Source organism: Mesorhizobium sp. 10J20-29, from assembly GCF_054130485.1.
This window is the reverse complement of sequence record NZ_CP199156.1, coordinates 2,513,355-2,529,903: the sequence shown is the minus strand read 5'-3', so window position 1 is coordinate 2,529,903 and position 16,549 is coordinate 2,513,355. Positions and strand designations below refer to the sequence as shown.

Annotated in this window: 14 protein-coding genes and 1 riboswitch; of the genes, 10 read left to right on the top strand and 4 right to left on the bottom strand. The window is 65.9% G+C overall.

Translation table 11 applies throughout. The features are described 5' to 3' along the window. Window positions 1–135: 135 nt before the first annotated feature. A complete protein-coding gene (gene rnk / locus ACT2BZ_RS12110) occupies window positions 136–579 on the bottom strand; it encodes a nucleoside diphosphate kinase regulator (protein ID WP_457935412.1) in 444 nt (147 codons plus the stop codon). 358 nt (window positions 580–937) lie between these two features. Continuing rightward, the gene (locus ACT2BZ_RS12105; protein WP_457935411.1) at window positions 938–1,897 is read right to left on the bottom strand and encodes a LysR family transcriptional regulator; all 960 of its coding nucleotides are present in this window, start codon (window positions 1,895–1,897) and stop codon (window positions 938–940) included. Between the two features lie 107 nt (window positions 1,898–2,004). Here ACT2BZ_RS12105 and ACT2BZ_RS12100 point away from each other — a divergent pair, with 107 nt between their 5' ends. From ACT2BZ_RS12100 to ACT2BZ_RS12060, 9 genes are all read left to right on the top strand, one after another. Further along, the gene (locus ACT2BZ_RS12100; protein WP_457935410.1) at window positions 2,005–2,871 is read left to right on the top strand and encodes an ABC transporter permease; all 867 of its coding nucleotides are present in this window, start codon (window positions 2,005–2,007) and stop codon (window positions 2,869–2,871) included. Then, on the top strand, window positions 2,871–3,656 hold the full coding sequence (locus ACT2BZ_RS12095; RefSeq protein ID WP_457935409.1) for an ABC transporter permease: 786 nt from the start codon (window positions 2,871–2,873) through the stop codon (window positions 3,654–3,656). Before ACT2BZ_RS12100 ends, ACT2BZ_RS12095 begins: the two co-directional genes overlap by 1 nt. Window positions 3,657–3,694: 38 nt before the next feature. Continuing rightward, a complete protein-coding gene (locus ACT2BZ_RS12090) occupies window positions 3,695–4,837 on the top strand; it encodes an extracellular solute-binding protein (protein WP_457935408.1) in 1,143 nt (380 codons plus the stop codon). Window positions 4,838–4,897: 60 nt separating this feature from the next. After that, window positions 4,898–5,986 carry an ABC transporter ATP-binding protein gene (locus ACT2BZ_RS12085; protein ID WP_457935407.1) on the top strand — a complete coding sequence of 363 codons (1,089 nt, stop codon included), beginning with the start codon at window positions 4,898–4,900 and terminating at the stop codon, window positions 5,984–5,986. Then, window positions 5,983–7,332 carry an aminotransferase family protein gene (locus ACT2BZ_RS12080; protein ID WP_457935406.1) on the top strand — a complete coding sequence of 450 codons (1,350 nt, stop codon included), beginning with the start codon at window positions 5,983–5,985 and terminating at the stop codon, window positions 7,330–7,332. Before ACT2BZ_RS12085 ends, ACT2BZ_RS12080 begins: the two co-directional genes overlap by 4 nt. A gap of 8 nt (window positions 7,333–7,340) precedes the next feature. Then, window positions 7,341–8,267 (top strand): 3-keto-5-aminohexanoate cleavage protein, encoded by a 927-nt coding sequence (locus ACT2BZ_RS12075; RefSeq protein ID WP_457935405.1) that lies wholly within the window; start codon window positions 7,341–7,343, stop codon window positions 8,265–8,267. A gap of 73 nt (window positions 8,268–8,340) precedes the next feature. After that, the gene (locus ACT2BZ_RS12070; protein ID WP_457935404.1) at window positions 8,341–9,363 is read left to right on the top strand and encodes a histone deacetylase family protein; all 1,023 of its coding nucleotides are present in this window, start codon (window positions 8,341–8,343) and stop codon (window positions 9,361–9,363) included. Continuing rightward, on the top strand, window positions 9,360–10,487 hold the full coding sequence (locus ACT2BZ_RS12065; protein WP_457935403.1) for an NAD(P)/FAD-dependent oxidoreductase: 1,128 nt from the start codon (window positions 9,360–9,362) through the stop codon (window positions 10,485–10,487). The genes ACT2BZ_RS12070 and ACT2BZ_RS12065 overlap by 4 nt, the downstream gene beginning before the upstream one ends. Before the next feature lie 114 nt (window positions 10,488–10,601). Then, on the top strand, window positions 10,602–13,364 hold the full coding sequence (locus tag ACT2BZ_RS12060) for a pectate lyase (protein WP_457935402.1): 2,763 nt from the start codon (window positions 10,602–10,604) through the stop codon (window positions 13,362–13,364). Between the two features lie 10 nt (window positions 13,365–13,374). Here the strand turns inward: ACT2BZ_RS12060 and ACT2BZ_RS12055 are convergent, their stop codons facing one another. After that, a complete protein-coding gene (locus ACT2BZ_RS12055) occupies window positions 13,375–14,466 on the bottom strand; it encodes a 2'-deoxycytidine 5'-triphosphate deaminase (protein ID WP_457935401.1) in 1,092 nt (363 codons plus the stop codon). Between the two features lie 75 nt (window positions 14,467–14,541). Then, window positions 14,542–14,619, top strand: a riboswitch (SAM riboswitch). Window positions 14,620–14,677: 58 nt separating this feature from the next. Here ACT2BZ_RS12055 and ACT2BZ_RS12050 point away from each other — a divergent pair. After that, window positions 14,678–15,877: an O-succinylhomoserine sulfhydrylase gene (locus tag ACT2BZ_RS12050; RefSeq protein WP_457935400.1), complete on the top strand. Its 1,200-nt coding sequence runs from the start codon at window positions 14,678–14,680 to the stop codon at window positions 15,875–15,877. On the opposite strand, the gene ACT2BZ_RS12045 is transcribed toward ACT2BZ_RS12050, so the two are convergent. Beyond that, window positions 15,874–16,479, bottom strand: a complete 606-nt coding sequence (locus ACT2BZ_RS12045; RefSeq protein ID WP_457935399.1) for a CDP-alcohol phosphatidyltransferase family protein — start codon at window positions 16,477–16,479, stop codon at window positions 15,874–15,876. The genes ACT2BZ_RS12050 and ACT2BZ_RS12045 overlap by 4 nt on opposite strands. Between the last annotated feature and the right edge of the window lie 70 nt (window positions 16,480–16,549).

The following is a 16,549-nucleotide window of genomic DNA, read 5'->3' as shown; positions in this document are numbered from 1 at the left end:
TCGCTCCACATGGGAGCGGATTCGTTGAGGCGAGAGTGGAGATTCCCCTGGCCGCGCGATGGCGGCACAGGGGCTGCTATCCTGCGATGAGGCAGCCTCCGAACAGTGAGAGCCGGGATATGCCGGGCACGTCCATCAGGACGCCCGATCCAGCTGCCTTGCCGGGGGAGCGGCCGACACGCTCTCGTCGACGCTTTGCACGCTCAGGCGATGAACGCGGCCGTCCCGTGCAGTCCAGTCGATCGATTGGCCGGCAGACAGGCCGATCAGGGCGGCACCGATCGGGGTCAGGATCGACACTTTTCCTTCGGCAATATCGGCCTCGGCCGGAAACACCAGCGTCACGGTCCTGTCCTCGCCCATGTCTGTCGTGAAGCGCAGGGTCGAGCCCATCCGGACGACACCTGCACGCAGCTGCGAATCCGCGACCACACGCGCCCTGTCGAGCTCGGCGAAGAGTTGCTCCGCCAGGTCTGGGCTCCTGCCCGACACGGATTCTGCCAGGAGTGCCAGCGCTGCGTGGTCCGAGCGCGTCATGGTGATGGAGGGCTTGCGGTGTCGCTTCGTGTCGGGAGCCATGTCTGACCCTTCTCATGCATTCCGATCGCCCGCCCGAGAGCGCAGTGACGATCATCTTGAACTTCTATGGGATGAATTTCGCGCAATCGGCTTAGATCGGCCGCAAAGGCGGGAGCCAGCCTGTACCCCGCGGCCGGGGCGCGATGCGACCGGGCCGGGGGTTAGTGTCCCGCGATCGGGCAAACCCGATTCAGTATTTCCGCAATGAGCGTGGCCGTATTCATGCCTTCAGACATGGTCTCTCGCTTCGACGAAGTCAAGCGACGGCAGAATTCCGGCGACCGGCCGATTGTCGATGTTATCGCGGCACTCGCCACAGGCAGACCTTGGCGCGAGACACGCTCGATGCCGGACCGCGTCAGACGTAGATGCGCTGGTCCATCGGCGTGTTCTCGATGCGTTCGAGGAGCTTTGCCAGCAGCGCCTGCTCGGCGCGGTTGGAGCGCGTGCGCGGGTTCCAGGCGACGTGGACGTCGATGGCCGGCGGCGACTCGTAGGGCGGCAGACGCCAGAGGCGGCCCATGGCAACGTCCTCCTTGACGACATGCAAGGGCAGCGGGCCAATGCCGAGACCGGCGGTGATCATGCGGCGCACCTCCTCGAGATTAGCGGAGGTGCCGACGATGCGGTCGTCGAGGCGCGCCTCGCTGCGCATCATGGTGACGGCGCGCAGCGCATCATTGGCCTGGTCGGTGACGAAGCTGACCGATGAATGGCCGGCGAGGTCGGCCATGGACAGGCCGTGCCGGCCAAAGAGCGGGTGCGCCGGGCCGCAGAACAGGCCGAAATATTCGCGGAACAGGCGGCGGTATTCGAGACCGGGCTTGTGCTCGTTGACGAGGCAGACGGCAAAGGAGACACGCCGCGCGGTCACGGCGTCGAGCGCCTCGCGGCTGGCCGAAATCTCGATCGACAGGGTAGCGCGCGGATAGGCGGCGTGAAAGTCGGTGAGCGCTGCGTCGAAGAGCGGGCTGATCACATGGCTCGCCATCGCCACCGAGACATGGCCGGTCACCTCGTCGCCGACATCGCGCATGGCGGTGCCGAGCCGCAGGATGGCGCCGTGGATGTCGGTCGCCTCGGTCAGGAGCAAACGACCGGCGCTCGTCAGTTCGAAGCGGCCGGGCCGGCGGTCGATCAGCCGCTTGCCAAGCCGATCCTCGAGCCGCTTCAGCGCGCTCGACACGGTCGGCTGCTTGAGCGACAGGCGCTCTGCCGCGTCGGTGACCGAACGGGACTGCGCCAGCACGAGGAAGGTGCGCAGCAGGTTCCAGTCGAGATCGCGGGCAAGCCGCTCGGGCGGTGGCAGTTTGCTCATGTCGTATTGATATCCTCTATGATGAGAATATCAATTATCTATTTGCTCAATGCATCCTGCCCTGCCCATCATGGGCGGCAACAGGAAAAGCGCAGGGGAGCGCTTGCATGAGCATTGAGGCAAGAGAGGCGCGACAGCCATGGATCCTGCTGGCGCCGGCACTCACCGCCGTCGGCCTGCTGCTGATCGTGCCGCTGATGTTCATCGTCGTCTATTCGTTCTGGCTGCGCAGCGCGGCCGGCGCCGATACGCCCGGCTTCTTCCTTGACAACTGGAAAGCGGCGCTGACCGACCGCTTCTACCGCGACATCCTGCTGAACACGCTGAACATCGCCGCGATCACCACGGTGGCCTGTGCTGCGCTCGGCTATCCGGCCGCCTATTTCATCGCCCGCTCGAAGGGCAACAAGCTGATCCTGCTGGTGCTTTTGATGCTGCCCTTCTGGATCAGCTACATCATCCGCACGATGAGCTGGATCAACATTCTCGGCGTCTCTGGAGCGCTCAACTCGGTGCTGATGTGGGTGAGCATCATCGATGAACCGATCCAGATGCTCTACAACCAGACCACCGTGATCCTCGGCCTGGTGCATTTTCTGCTGCCCTTCATGGTGCTCAACATCTTCGTCAGTCTCGACGGCATCGACACCAACCTGGAAGATGCCGCCTCCTCGCTCGGCGCGACGCGCTGGCAGGGTTTTCTGCAGGTGACGCTGCCGCTGTCGCTGCCCGGCCTGGCAGCCGGCGGGTTGCTCTGCTTCGTGCTGGCGGCAGGTACCTACATCACGCCCGTCATCCTCGGGGGACCGCGCGATGCGATGTTCGCCAACCTCGTCTACGAGGCAATTATCCGGCAGCTCAACTGGCCGCTCGGCTCGGCGCTGTCGCTGCTGCTGCTCGCCGTGCTCGGCGTGCTGGTGCTGATCTACAACCGCTATCTCGGCATGGCGCAACTGGCGAAGGGGCTGGGCTGATGGGCTGGCGTCTGATCCGCGCCTATACGGTGCTCGTCTACCTGTTCATGTTCCTGCCGATCGCGGTGGTGGTGCTCTTGTCGTTCAACGCCAACCAGTTCGGCAGCTTTCCGATGACCGGCCTGTCGACGCGCTGGTTCGAAACGCTGTGGCAGAACGAGGCCATCATGCGGGCCTTCCGCACCTCGATCCTGCTCGGTCTGATGACCGCAGGCGTGTCGACGGTGCTCGGTGTCCTGGCGAGCCTGGCGCTGGTGCGCTACGCCATCCCCGGCCGCAACCTGATCACGACGCTGCTGATCGCGCCGATCCTTGTGCCGGAAGTGGTGCTGGCGGTGGCACTGCTGCTCTTCCTCAACTTCCTCAACATCGGCAAGAGCTTCACGCTGCTCCTGATGGGGCATGTGATCTTCACCCTCCCCTTCGTCATCCTGGTGGTGCAGGCGCGGCTGGTCAGCATCCGCCGCGACGTCGAGGAGGCGGCGCTCAGCCTTGGCGCGTCGCCGATGCAGACCTTCTTCTCGATCACGCTGCCGCTCCTGATGCCGGCGGTGGCGGCGGGCGGCCTGTTCGCCTTCACCATCAGCTTCGACGACATCACCGGCACGCTTTTCTGGAAGCCCGGCGGCATCGAGACCGTGCCGACGCAGATCTTCTCGATGCTTCGCAATTCGATCTCGCCCGAGATCAACGCCCTCGGCACGGTGATCATCGTGCTGACCGTGGGGCTGCCGCTGATCGGCGCGGCAGTCGCCCGAAAACTCGCAACAAAGAGCGGCGGATAAGCCGCCCGATAATCGTGAACCCAGGATGGAGAACACAGATGGACGATACCAAACGTTATGAACGGCTGCGTGAGCGGCTGCAGAACGGCGACATCAGCCGGCGCAAATTCTTTGCCCTGCTGGGCGCGGCGGGCGCTGCCTACGGACTGCACACGCCGTTCGCCAGTCACGCTCTGGCCGCCGACGCGACGCAGGTGCGCTTCGATGGCTGGGGCGGCGTGGTGTCGGAGGCCTTCCGCAAATATGCCTTCGATCCCTACACGGAAAAGACCGGCATCAAGGTCATCGACGGCACATTCCCGGGCGGCGACGAATACCTCGCCCAGGTGCGCGCCAGCCAGCCAGGCGAATACAACATCGCGCATCTGTCGGGCGTGTTCGACTATGCGCGCTATCACAGCTTCGATCTGACCAGCGAGCTCAACCTCGCCAACATCCCAAATATGGCCAATGTCATGCCGGCGCTGATGAACGCCTTCAAGTCGATAACACCCGACAGCCTGAGCGCGGCCCCCTACGACTACGGCACGACGGGTCTTGCCTACAACCGCAAGCACATCTCGGACGAGGAGATGAAGGAAAAGGGCGCAAAGATCCTGATCGACGAGAAGTACAAGGGCAAGATCGGCGGCTGGGCCGACTGGCGGACCCGGCTGTGGTACGCAGCGCTGCAGACCGGCCAGGACCCGAACGACATCAAGGACATTGATGCCGCCTGGGATGCCGTGCGCAAGCACCGCGACCTGGCGCTGAAATACTGGTCGTCGGGCGCCGAACTGATGAGCCTGCTGGCGGAAGAGGAAATCTACGTCACCGAGGGCTGGTCAGGCCGCATCTACGCGCTGCAGGAGCAGGGCCATGACATCGGCTACTACGATCCGCCCAACAGCTTCGGCTGGCAGGAGTGCCTGTTCGTCATCAAGGGCAGCCCGATGGCGGCCTGCGAGGAACTGCTCAACTTCATGCTCGACAAGGACACCTCGATCGCGGTGGCCGAAGGGCAGAGCTACCCGCCGGCGCTCGATCCGACCAAGGTCGATCTCGGCCAGAAGATTCCGAAGCTGCCGGCCTTCGACCCCACCGGCACGCTGTCGGGCCTGACCTTCGCCAATCCGGGCTATTGGAACGGCAACGAGGCCGCATGGTCCGAGATGTTCGGCCGCGTCCAGCGCGGCTACTAGCCCCCTGCTCGGCCCCGCCGCTGCGGCGGGGCCGGCTTTCCCCAAGCGGAGAACCTGCCCGTGAGCGCCGTTTCACTCACCAATATCGTCAAGCGCTTCGGCGACTTCACCGCCGTGCACAAGATGTCGCTCGACATTGCCGAGGGCAGCTTCGTGACGCTGCTCGGGCCGTCGGGCTGCGGCAAGACGACAACGCTCCGGATGATCGCCGGCCTGCTCGACCCGAGCGAGGGCGAGATCGCCATCAAGGGCAAGCGGGTCAACGACGTGCCTATCCACAAGCGCAACCTCGGGCTGGTATTCCAGAACTACGCGCTGTTTCCGCACAAGACGGTCGCCGATAACGTCGCCTTCGGACTGAAGTACCGCAACATCGACAAGGATGAGATGCGGCGCAAGGTGGCCGAAGCGCTTGAGCTGGTGCAGTTGCCTGACCTCGGCGGACGCTACCCGAAAGAACTCTCAGGCGGCCAGCAGCAGCGCATCGCGCTGGCGCGCGCCATCGTCATCGAACCCGACGTACTGCTGCTCGACGAGCCGCTCTCGGCGCTCGACGCCAATCTGCGCGAGGACATGCGGGTCGAGCTGAAGCGGATCCAGCAGCGCATCGGCGTGACGACCGTCTTCGTGACCCATGACCAGACCGAGGCGCTGGCTATGTCTGACCAGATCATCGTCATGTCGAAGGGCCGCGTCGAACAGGTCGGCGCACCGGAAGAAGTCTACAACACGCCGGCGTCCGAATTCGTCGCGCAGTTCCTTGGCGCATCCAACCTTTTGCCGGCGCGGTGCACCGGCGTGTCCGGCGGCGAGGTTGCGCTCGAGGTGCCGGGCTTCCCGTCTTTCGCGATTCCGGCCGCGCGCGCGCCGCAAGTCTCGGCCGCCGGGCCGGTGCGGCTCGTCATCCGGGCCGAGAAGCTGCATCTGACAAGGCCCGGCGCGGAGGCGGGCGACGGGCTGTCGGTCGATGCCACGGTCGAAAATGTCGACTACCAGGGCCAGTCGGCGCGCTATTTCCTGAAGGTCGCCGAACATCAGATGCAGGCTGTGAACATGATCGACGAGCGGCCGTTCGCCACCGGCGAGCAGGTTTCGCTGCGCTTTCGCGCCAGGGATTGCGCCGCGCTGCCGGCCGGGAGCAACGCGTGAAGCCTGAAAGCCATCTCTTCTGCCAGACCCGCTCGCGCCGCCCCGTGCTGGCCGAGGCACGCGGCATCTACATGTGGGATGTCGACGGCAAGCGCTATATCGACGGCTCATCGGGCGCCATGGTCAGCAATATCGGCCATTCCAACCCGCGCGTGCTGGACGCCATGCGCCAGCAGATGGAGAAGTCCACCTTCGGCTACCGGCTGCATTTCGAGACCGAGCCGGGCGAGTTGCTGGCCGCCAAGGTGGCGGCGCTGTCGCCCGACGGCATGGAGAAGGTGTTCTTCGTGTCGGGCGGCTCCGAGGCGGTGGAAAGCGCCATCAAGCTGGCGCGGCAATATGCGGTGACCGTCGGCGAGGGCTCGCGCTGGAAGGTGATCTCACGCATGCCGAGCTATCACGGTTCGACGCTCGGCGCGCTGGCGCTGACCGGCTACGACCCTCTGACACTGCCCTTCCTGCCGATGATGCAGGCGATGCCGAAGATACCGGCGCCGCGCGCCTATCTCGACGGGCTCGACATTGACGACCCGGCGTCGGGCGAACATTACGCTGCGATGCTGGAGGCCAAGATCATCGAGGAAGGTCCGGGCAGCGTGCTGGCCTTCATCCACGAACCGGTGGGAGGCGCCTCGACCGGAGCGCTGGTACCGCCGGCCGGCTACATGCGGGCGGTACGCGACATCTGCAACCGGCACGGCGTGCTGCTGATCCATGACGAGGTGATGTCGGGAGGCGGCCGCACGGGGCGCTTCTACGGCGCCGAACACTGGGGCGTCGAGCCGGACATCATCGCCATCTCGAAGGGCTTCGGGGCCGGCTACGCGCCGCTCGGCGCGATGATCGCGCATGACAGGCTGGTCGACGCGGTGCTCGGCGCCGGCGGCTTCATGCATGGGCACACCTATGCCGGCAATCCGCTGGCCTGCGCGGCGGGACTGTCGGTGATCGAGGAAATCGAGGCCGGTGGACTGATCGGCAATGCGGCGAGTGTCGGCGCGCTGCTGAAGTCGCGGCTCGGTGACCTGATGCAGCGCTACGACTTCATCGGCGACGTACGCGGCGAAGGCCTGCTGCTCGCCTTCGAACTGGTGGCCGACCGCAAGACAATGCGGCCCTTGCCCAAGGGGCTGAACGCCTTTAACGAACTCGTCGACCTGGCCTATGAGGAGGGGCTAATCATCTATTCCCGGCGCACCCGCGGCGGTACCGAAGGCGACCACTTCCTGGTCTGCCCGCCAATGATCACCAGCCCCGAGCAGGTCGAGGAAATCATGGCGATGCTGTCGGCCGCTCTCGACAGGTTCGCCGGCAGGATATCACCGGCGCTGTCGCGCAGCGCCTGAGGAACAGCATGTCGAAGATCATCATCAGTTGCGCCGTCACAGGCTCGATCCACACTCCGTCGATGTCGCCGCACCTTCCCGTGACGCCCGAACAGATCGCCGAGCAGTCGATCGGCGCTGCCAAGGCGGGTGCCGCGATCCTGCATCTCCACGCGCGCAATCCGAAGACGGGACGGCCCTCGGCCGCGGTGGCCGACTACATGGCCTTCCTGCCCGCCATCCATGCCGGCACCGACGCGGTGATCAACATGACGACCGGCGGCAGCGCCGTGATGACGCTGGAGGAGCGGCTGGCAGGGCCGCTCGCCGCGCAGCCGGAAATGTGCTCGCTGAACATGGGGACGATGAACTTCACGCTCTACCCAATGCTCGGCAAGCGCAGCGAATGGCTGCAGGACTGGGAGGAGCCGTTCCTGCGCAACTCCGACGACCTGGTGTTCAAGAACACGCCGCGCGACATTGAGGGTGTGCTGCGGCGCATGGGACAGGAGCGCGGCGCACGCTTCGAGTTCGAATGCTACGACGTCAGCCATCTCTACATGCTGAAGCACTTTGCGGATCGCGGGCTGGTCCAGGGGCCGGTTTTCATCCAGTTCGTGATGGGGGTTCTGGGCGGCATCGCGGCGGAGCCCGAGCACCTCGAGCATCTCAAGTGGACGGCGAACAGGCTGTTCGGCGAAAACTACATGTTCTCCGTGCTTGCCGCCGGCCGCCAGCAGATGGCAATGGCGGAACAGGGTGCCAGGATGGGCGGGCATGTGCGCGTCGGACTGGAGGACAATCTCTACATCGAGCGCGGCAGACTGGCGCAGTCGAATGCCGAGCAGGTGGAGAAGGTGCGTGGCATCGTCGAACGGCTCGGCCGCGTGGTGGCGACGCCCGACGAGGCGCGCGAGATGCTGTCGCTGAAGGGGCGCGACGCCGTCGCATTCTGAGCGGCGGCGTGCCAGGCGATACCGCCATGATCATGCAGGAAGGCCTGGCGCCCGGCGCCATCGGAGAAGCGGAATGAAAGCGATACTCGACGAACGCCAGCGCGCGCATGACCCGAAGATGTTCATGGCCAACGGGACGATGTCGCCGAACCCCGAACAGCCGCGCCGGATCGAGGTGCTGTCGGAGGCAGCGAAGGCCGCGGGCTGCAGCTTCGAGGCCCCGACCGACCACGGGCTCGGCCCGATCGCGGCACTGCATTCGCCCGAGTACCTCGTCTTCCTCGAGACAATACACACGCGCTGGAGCCGCATCGAGGGTGCTTCCGACGAGGTGATCCCCAACATCCATCCGGACAGCCGCACCGCCTCCTATCCCCGCTCTGCGGTCGGACAGGCCGGCTTCCACCAGGCCGACACGTCCTGCCCGATCGCAGCAGGCACCTGGACCTCGGCCTACTGGTCGGCGCAGACGGCGCTCTCTGCGGCTGACGCCGTCCTCGCGGGCGAGCGATCGGTATATGCGCTGTCGCGGCCGCCGGGCCACCACGCCTTTGCCGACCTCGCCGGCGGTTTCTGCTTCCTCAACAACTCGGGCATTGCCGCCGAGGCGCTGCTGAAGGCGGGACTGCTCCCGGCGATCCTCGATGTCGACGTGCATCACGGCAACGGAACGCAGGGCATCTTCTACCGGCGCCGCGACGTGCTGACCGTGTCGATCCATGCCGACCCGGCGCGCTTCTACCCCTTCTTCTGGGGCCATGCCGAGGAACGCGGCGCCGGCGAAGGGCTGGGCTACAATCTCAACCTGCCGCTGCCGCGCGGCACCAACGATGCCGACTACCTGACGGCCCTCGACACCGCGCTTGCCCGCGTGCGCGCCTTCGGTGCCGATGTCGTCGTCGTGGCGCTCGGCCTCGACGCGCATGAGAACGATCCGTTCAAGGGGTTCCGCGTGACCACGCCGGGCTTTGCCCGCATCGCGGCGGCGATTGCCGGGCTCGGCCTGCCCGCCGTCATCGTTCAGGAGGGCGGCTACCTGCAGGACGACCTCGGGCCGAACCTCACCAGCTTCCTTTCCGGGTACCAGGACGCATGACGACAAGAAGCAGCGACATCCTCGTCATCGGCGGCGGCATGGCGGGGATAAGTGCGGCCGCACTCATGGCAGCCGACGCCTCGGTGACGGTGCTCGAGGCCGAGGCCAATGTCGGCCATCATTCGACCGGCCGCTCGGCGGCGATCTTCATCCGCAATTACGGCAGCCCTGTTCTGCGCACGCTGAACGCCGCGTCGGCGCCCTTCCTGAGCGCACCGGACGGGGTGTCGGATTCCAGCCTGCTGTCGCCGCGCGGCGAAATGCTGGTGGCCGCGCCCGACGAACTCGAGGCGCTGGCGGGCTATCTCGAGGGCAGCACCGGCATCGAACAGCTTACGCCGGACCAGGCGGTCGAACTGGTGCCGATCCTGCGCCGCGACCGGCTGGCCGCTGCGGCGATCGAGTGGGACGCGCAGGACATCGACGTCGATCGCATGCTGCAGGGCTTTTTGCGCCTGCTGCGCAAGCGCGGCGGCGAGGTGGTGAACGGCGCGCGTACCGGAGCGCTGACGCGGGCGAACGGGGTCTGGACCGCGACGACGGACAAGGGCGCGTTCTCGGCGCCCATCGTGGTCAATGCGGCCGGCGGCTGGGCCGACCAGTTGGCTGCGCTCGCTGGTGCGCCGCAGGTGGGCCTGCGACCGTTGCGCCGCTCGGCCGCACTGCTGCCGGCGCCCGATGGACACGACGTGACGCGTTGGCCGCTGTTCGCCAGCGCATCGGAGCGCTGGTACGCCAAGCCCGAGGCGGGTCTGCTGATGGTGTCGCCCTGCGACGAGGACCCGGTCGAGCCGCACGACGTGTGGGCCGACGACATGGTGCTGGCCGAGGGGCTCGACCGTTACGAACAGGCGGTGACGGTGCCGGTGACGCACGTGCTGAAGAACTGGGCCGGGATGCGCAGCTTCGTCGCCGACCGCAACCCGGTGGTCGGCTTCGCGCCGGGCACGCAAGGCTTCTTCTGGCTGGCCGGCCAGGGCGGCTACGGCATCCAGGCCTCGCCGGCGCTGGCGCGGCTTGCCGCCGACCTCTGCCTGGGACGAACGCCCGATCTGCCGGCGGAAACGGTAGCAGCGCTCGACCCCGGGCGGGAGATCAAGGCCAAAGCTGCCGCCAACGCCTAGCGAGACCGGAAGCCGGCCGATACGGCACCGCCATTTGACGCGCCGACGCAGCTTGCTAGAAGCGGAGGCGGGAGCCGGTCATCGCGGCTTTGGCAAACCGCTGAGGCTAGCCTGTTGAAAAATGTCCTCTACCCGCTCTTCGCCGCCGTTGGCATCATTGGCCTGGTCTGCCTGCTCGGCCCCTGGTGGTCGGTCTACGAGTTCAATTCCGATGAAGGCCTCAACCTGCAGAAGGGCCTGCTCGTCGCGCAGGGTTACAGCCTCTATAGCGAAATCTGGAGCGACCAGCCGCCGGTGCTGACCTACGTGCTGGCTGCGGTGCAAAGCCTGTTTCCGTTTTCCGTCACCGCCGCCCGCGCCACGATCCTGGCTTTCGGCGCCCTCATGGCGGCGAGCCTGTTCCGCACGGTGGCACGCTTCGAGGGGCTGGCGGCGGGCTGGATCGCAGTGTTGCTGCTTGCCTGCAGCAGCCTCTACCTCGAACTCAGCGTCGCCGTGCTGATCGGACTTCCGGCGGTCGCGCTGGCCATGCTGTCGGTCGATCTCGCCACCTCGGCAACGGGCAATGCAAGAGCCTACAGGGCAGCGGGCTCTGGCGTTGTGTTCGGGCTGGCGGTGCTGACCAAGATGTTCGCGCTGATGATCTTTCCTGCACTGCTCGCCGGCCTCTGGCTTGCAGCCCGAAACGGCGCAGCGCACGACCGACGTGCCGGCATCACGTTGACCGGGTGGTTCCTGCTGGCCTTCGTCGCGACGGCGATGGCGATCCTTCTCGCCATCGCCGGGTTCGCGTTCGACCAGCTGATCGGCACCCATCTGGCGGCACGTTCAGCACCGGTATTCGACAGGTTCGGCGGCTTCGCGAAGGTGATCGAAATCCTGAGCGAAGGCAGCTCGGTTGCCTTCTACTTCACCGTCCTGTTCGGCATAGCAGCATTCTGCAGACGCCCGGGAAGCATGCTTCTCGTCCCCCTGCTCTGGCTTGTCGCCGGCCTGCTGATGCTCGGCTTTCACAGGCCGCTGTGGCAGCACCATCTGCTCATTCTCGTGCCCCCGCTCTGCTGGCTGGGTGGAGTCGGCTTCAAGAGCCTCTTCGTCCCGGCCGAGCGCCTCGGCATCGCCAACAGGGTCGCCGAGCATCGCAATCGGCGCGTCAGGCTAGCGGGGCGACTGCTCATCCTCGCGCTGGCTCCTGGCCTGACGATCCTGGCCTATCACAGTCTGAAGGATGCCCGCAGGACACTGAACAAGGCGCCGAGTTTCGACGAGGAACTGGCGCGAACGACCCTCGCGCTGCTCGGCGACCAGTCGGGCTACCTGATAACCGACAAGCCTATCGACGCCTTTCGCTCCGGAAAGGCCGTGCCACCAAACCTAGCGGTCTGGTCGGCAAAGCGTGTGATTACCGGCAGCATCGGAGAGGACGAGATCGTCCTCGAGGTAAAGGCGCGGCCCACCAGCCAGGTGATGCTGCGCCGCCATGCCCATGGCGACGGCCTGTTGCAGCGGATTGCAGGCCACGCGACGAGAATCCCGGTCGCCACGGATCGCTATTCGGGCGTCGAGACGGACTTCTTCGCGCGGGATCCGGAAATGCGGCCGCTGGCACGCCAGCTGCTCGACCAGTTGCCGGCGGTGACGGCGGGAAGCCTGGGTGGTGTCGACGGCGTCAACCCCGGCGAACGGCTGGACCGGCCGCAATCGACAGCCCCCCTTCCCGTGCGCTCGGTGATCGCCAGACCGCCGGGATCCGCGCAGGAACTGGGCGCCTGCCTGCTGGCAGCCTCACGCATCACGCGCGATCCGCGACTGATGCTGGAGGCTGCCGGGGTTGGACGCGCCCTCGCCTGCGTCCAGACGGCGAACGGAGGCTGGAGGCATGTTGCGCCGTCATCCCGGCACTGCGCGGCCAGGAATTTCCCGACAACGGTAGAGGGTGGCGAAACGCTTGACGACGGCACGGTGCCGGCCGCGCTCTACTTCCTGTTCGACCTCTCGGACCGGTTCTCCGAACTCTCGATCGAACCGCCGGCCTGGCTCGGTCGGACGATCGGCAGGGCGCTCGATTTCTCGTTGAACGCGCAACTCGAGAACGGAGCCTGGCCGCAGTCCTTGGTCGCGCGACCAGGCTATCACGAGTTCGCCACGCTGAACGACGACACGACGACGGGGATGATGCGCGTCTTGATCGCGGCGCACGCACGGCTCGGCAATGACGCCTATCTCGATGCGGCACGGCGCGGCGGCGAGTTTCTGCTGCGCGCCCAGGGCGGCGGCGGGCAGCAGGGCTTCGCCCAGCAGTACACCGCGTCGCTCGAAATCGCACCGGCACGCAAATTCGAGCCGGCTGCCTATTCGTCGCTAGAGACCGGCTACGCGATCAACGCACTGATCGATCTCTACCGCGCAACGGGCGATGGCCGAAATCTCGAAGCGGCCCAATCGGCCGCCGGCTGGCTTGAAGCGAGCCAGACCGCACCGAACGAATGGGCCCGGCTCTACGAAATCGGAAGCAACAAGCCGATCTTTGCCGCCCGGAAGGGCAATGTGACCTATGACCTTTCAGACCTGCCCGCCGCCGAGCAGACGAGCTACCGCTGGAAGGGCGGCCGCAACGTCTTCCCCGAGATCGGGCTCGCGCTCGACCGGCTCGACCGGTTGGATCAGGGAGCGGAAAGCCTGCGCGAACTCGACGAGGAATTTGCCGCCGCGAACCTGCTGGCGGCTACCCCCACGGCTCGCCTGCCGCTCGACCCTGCGGCAGGAACGATGACGCCCGAAACACTCGGGTCGACGCGGAAATTCGCAGAATATTGCGCCGGACTGGTCGCCCGGCAGGCCGCGAAAGGCAGTTCAGCAACGACCTCTGGCGGTTGACCGTACCGGTTCAGGCCGGGCGAAAATGCTTCGAGAGCTTCAGGCCCTGGGCCTGGTAGTTCGAGCCGAGATCGGTGCCGTAGAGCGCTTTCGGCCGCGACAGCATGTGCTCGTAGACGAGGCGACCGACGATCTGGCCATGCTCCAGGATGAAAGGCACTTCGTGGCTGCGCACCTCGAGCACGGCGCGGCTGCCGGTGCCGCCGGCCTTCGAGTGGCCGAAGCCCGGATCGAAGAAGCCTGCGTAGTGGACACGGAACTCGCCGACCAGCGGATCGTAGGGTGTCATCTCGGCAGCGTAGAGCGGCGGCACGTGCACCGCCTCCTGGCTGACGAGGATGTAGAACTCGTCCGGATCGAGCACCAGTTCGGCGGCGCCGTGATTGTAGAGCGGCTCCCAGAAGTCGAGCACCTCCTGGGCGGCACGCTTGTCGACATCGACGAGGCCGGTGTGGTGCTTGCCGCGGTAGCCGATCAGGCTGCCCTTGTCGCCCGACAGGTCAATGGACAGCGCGATGCCGCCGCCCGAGATGTTGGTCGGCTCGGTGGCGACCAGGGTCTCGGCGCGATGGAGCTCGCCAATCTCGGCTTCCGACAGCAGCGCATTGCCGGTGCGGAAACGGATCTGCGACAGGCGCGAGCCGGTGCGCACGACGATCGGGAAGGTGCGCGGGCTGACCTCGAGATAGAGGGGGCCGGAATAGCCGGCCGGGATCTTGTCGAACTCCTGCCCGCGATCGGTCATGACGCGGGTGAAGATGTCGAGGCGGCCGGTCGAGCTCTTCGGATTGGCCGAGGCCGATATGCTGTCGGGAAGGTCCAGGCTCTCGAGCAGGGGCACGATATAGACGCAGCCGGTTTCAAGCACCGCGCTGTTGGTCAGGTCAATCTCGTGCAGCTTCAGCCGGTCGAGCTTGTCGGAGACATTGTGCGATGGGCCGGGCAGGAAGCTGGCACGCACGCGCCATGCCTTTTCGCCGAGCCGAAGGTCGAGGCTCGCAGGCTGGACCTGGTCGGAATCCAGCGCGCGCGGCGATTTCAGCGCCCCCGACACGAACAGCGCCTGAATTTCCTGATCTGGAAGAATGCCCGTCTGCCGCAAGAGCCAGCTCCGTTGTCTGGCCCAGTGGTTTAGCAACCGCCAAGATTGACGCAAGCCGGGGACGGGTCTAATGGACATTTATCCCGTGGTGATTTGGCCGGTCGGCTTGCAGCCACGTTAAACAAATCGCTAAAGGACCGTCGGGGCCGAAGGCCCGTATGGACCGGTTGCGATTTTTCGCCGCCGGTTTTTTTGTATTTGGGGACAAGCCATGACGACCAAGAATGAGCGCGACTGGAAGCCCGCCACGCAGCTGGTTCACGCCGGAACGCTGCGCTCGCAGTTCGGCGAGACCTCCGAGGCGCTCTACCTGACGCAGGGCTATATCTACGACAGCGCCGAAGCTGCGGAAGCCCGCTTCAAGGGCGAGGAGCCCGGCTTCATCTACTCGCGCTACGCCAACCCGACGGTCGACATGTTCGAAAAGCGCATGTGCGCGCTGGAAGGCGCGGAGGATGCGCGCGCCACGGCATCCGGCATGGCGGCTGTGACGGCGGCCATCCTGTGCAGCCTGAAGGCCGGCGACCACATCGTGGCGGCGCGTGCGCTGTTCGGCTCGTGCCGCTGGGTGGTCGAGACGCTGGCGCCGCGCTACGGCATCGCCTGCACGCTGGTCGACGGCCGCGAGATCGCCAACTGGGAAAAGGCGGTGCAGCCCAATACCAGGCTGTTCTTCCTCGAGAGCCCGACCAATCCGACGCTCGAGGTCGTCGACATCGCTGCCGTTGCCGCACTCGCCAACTCGGTCGGAGGGCGGCTGGTGGTCGACAATGTGTTCGCCACGCCGCTGCAGCAGAAGCCGCTCGAACTTGGCGCGCATATCGTTGTCTATTCGGCGACCAAGCACATTGACGGCCAGGGCCGCTGCCTCGGCGGCGTGGTGCTGTCGGACAAGGAATGGATCGACAAGAACCTGCACGACTATTTCCGCCATACCGGACCCAGCCTGTCGCCGTTCAACGCCTGGACGCTGCTGAAGGGGCTGGAGACGTTGCCGGTGCGGGTGCGCCAGCAGACGGAAAATGCGGCGCGGATCGCGGACTTCCTGGCCGGTCGCGGCGACATCAGCCGGGTCATCTACCCCGGACGCGCCGATCACCCGCAGGCCGACATCGTCAAGAACCAGATGAGCGGCGGCTCGACGCTGATCTGCCTCGACCTGAAAGGCGGCAAGAAGTCGGCCTTCGGCTTCCAGAACGCGTTGCAGATCGTGCAGATCTCCAACAATCTCGGCGATGCCAAGAGCCTGATCACGCACCCGGAAACGACGACGCACAAGAACCTGACGCCAGACGCGCGTGCCGAGCTCGGTATCGGGCCGGGAACGCTCAGGATTTCGGTCGGGCTGGAAGATGCGGACGACCTGATTGCCGATATCGGCGCGGCGCTCGAGCGGGCTAACGCTTCCTAGGCGAAAGTCCGCCAGGCCAGCACGATGCGCGACAGCGCCGTGTAGAGCGTCAGCGCGGCGAAGATCCAGGCAAGAATCGGGAACCAGGCCGGAAACAGGCAGAAGGCGAGGAAGACGGCGATGGTTTCGGTGGCCTCCGCCAGCCCGGTGGTGAAGAACAGTGACTTGGCGCCGCGCGCCACCGTGATCAGCTTGCGCTTCTCGGCCATCACCGCATAGGCAAGGAAGCTCGCGCCGTTGATATAGAAGGCAAAGAGCAGCGCGGCGCCGGCAAGGCCGTTGGCGGCCGGATCGTATATGACGAAGCCAAGCGGAATGACGCCGTAGACGACGAAGTCGAGCACGATGTCGAGATAGCCGCCGAGATCGGTCCGGCCATCGACCTTGGCAATGGCGCCGTCGAGGCCGTCGCCGAAGCGGCTGACGGCGATGAGCACGAGGCCGAGCCAGAAGTAACCGCCGGCAATGGCGACCGCCGCCGCGATGCCCAGAATGCAGGCCGAGATGGTGACGGCGTTGGCCGAAACGCCGGTACGGGCAACCCGTGCCGCCGTCGCATCGAGCCAGGGATCGAGGCGCCCGCGCGCCCAGCCATCAAGCATCGGTTTCTTCCTGCCAATCGTGCCGGACAGTAGACAGCAAACGATGCCATGCGGAAATCACAATCGAACG

Coding starts and splice junctions, on each gene's coding strand:
- rnk (WP_457935412.1), bottom strand. CDS start 579: ATGGCTCCCGACACGAAGCGACACCGCAAGCCCTCCATCACCATGACG.
- ACT2BZ_RS12105 (WP_457935411.1), bottom strand. CDS start 1,897: ATGAGCAAACTGCCACCGCCCGAGCGGCTTGCCCGCGATCTCGACTGG.
- ACT2BZ_RS12100 (WP_457935410.1), top strand. CDS start 2,005: ATGAGCATTGAGGCAAGAGAGGCGCGACAGCCATGGATCCTGCTGGCG.
- ACT2BZ_RS12095 (WP_457935409.1), top strand. CDS start 2,871: ATGGGCTGGCGTCTGATCCGCGCCTATACGGTGCTCGTCTACCTGTTC.
- ACT2BZ_RS12090 (WP_457935408.1), top strand. CDS start 3,695: ATGGACGATACCAAACGTTATGAACGGCTGCGTGAGCGGCTGCAGAAC.
- ACT2BZ_RS12075 (WP_457935405.1), top strand. CDS start 7,341: ATGTCGAAGATCATCATCAGTTGCGCCGTCACAGGCTCGATCCACACT.
- ACT2BZ_RS12070 (WP_457935404.1), top strand. CDS start 8,341: ATGAAAGCGATACTCGACGAACGCCAGCGCGCGCATGACCCGAAGATG.
- ACT2BZ_RS12065 (WP_457935403.1), top strand. CDS start 9,360: ATGACGACAAGAAGCAGCGACATCCTCGTCATCGGCGGCGGCATGGCG.
- ACT2BZ_RS12050 (WP_457935400.1), top strand. CDS start 14,678: ATGACGACCAAGAATGAGCGCGACTGGAAGCCCGCCACGCAGCTGGTT.
- ACT2BZ_RS12045 (WP_457935399.1), bottom strand. CDS start 16,479: ATGCTTGATGGCTGGGCGCGCGGGCGCCTCGATCCCTGGCTCGATGCG.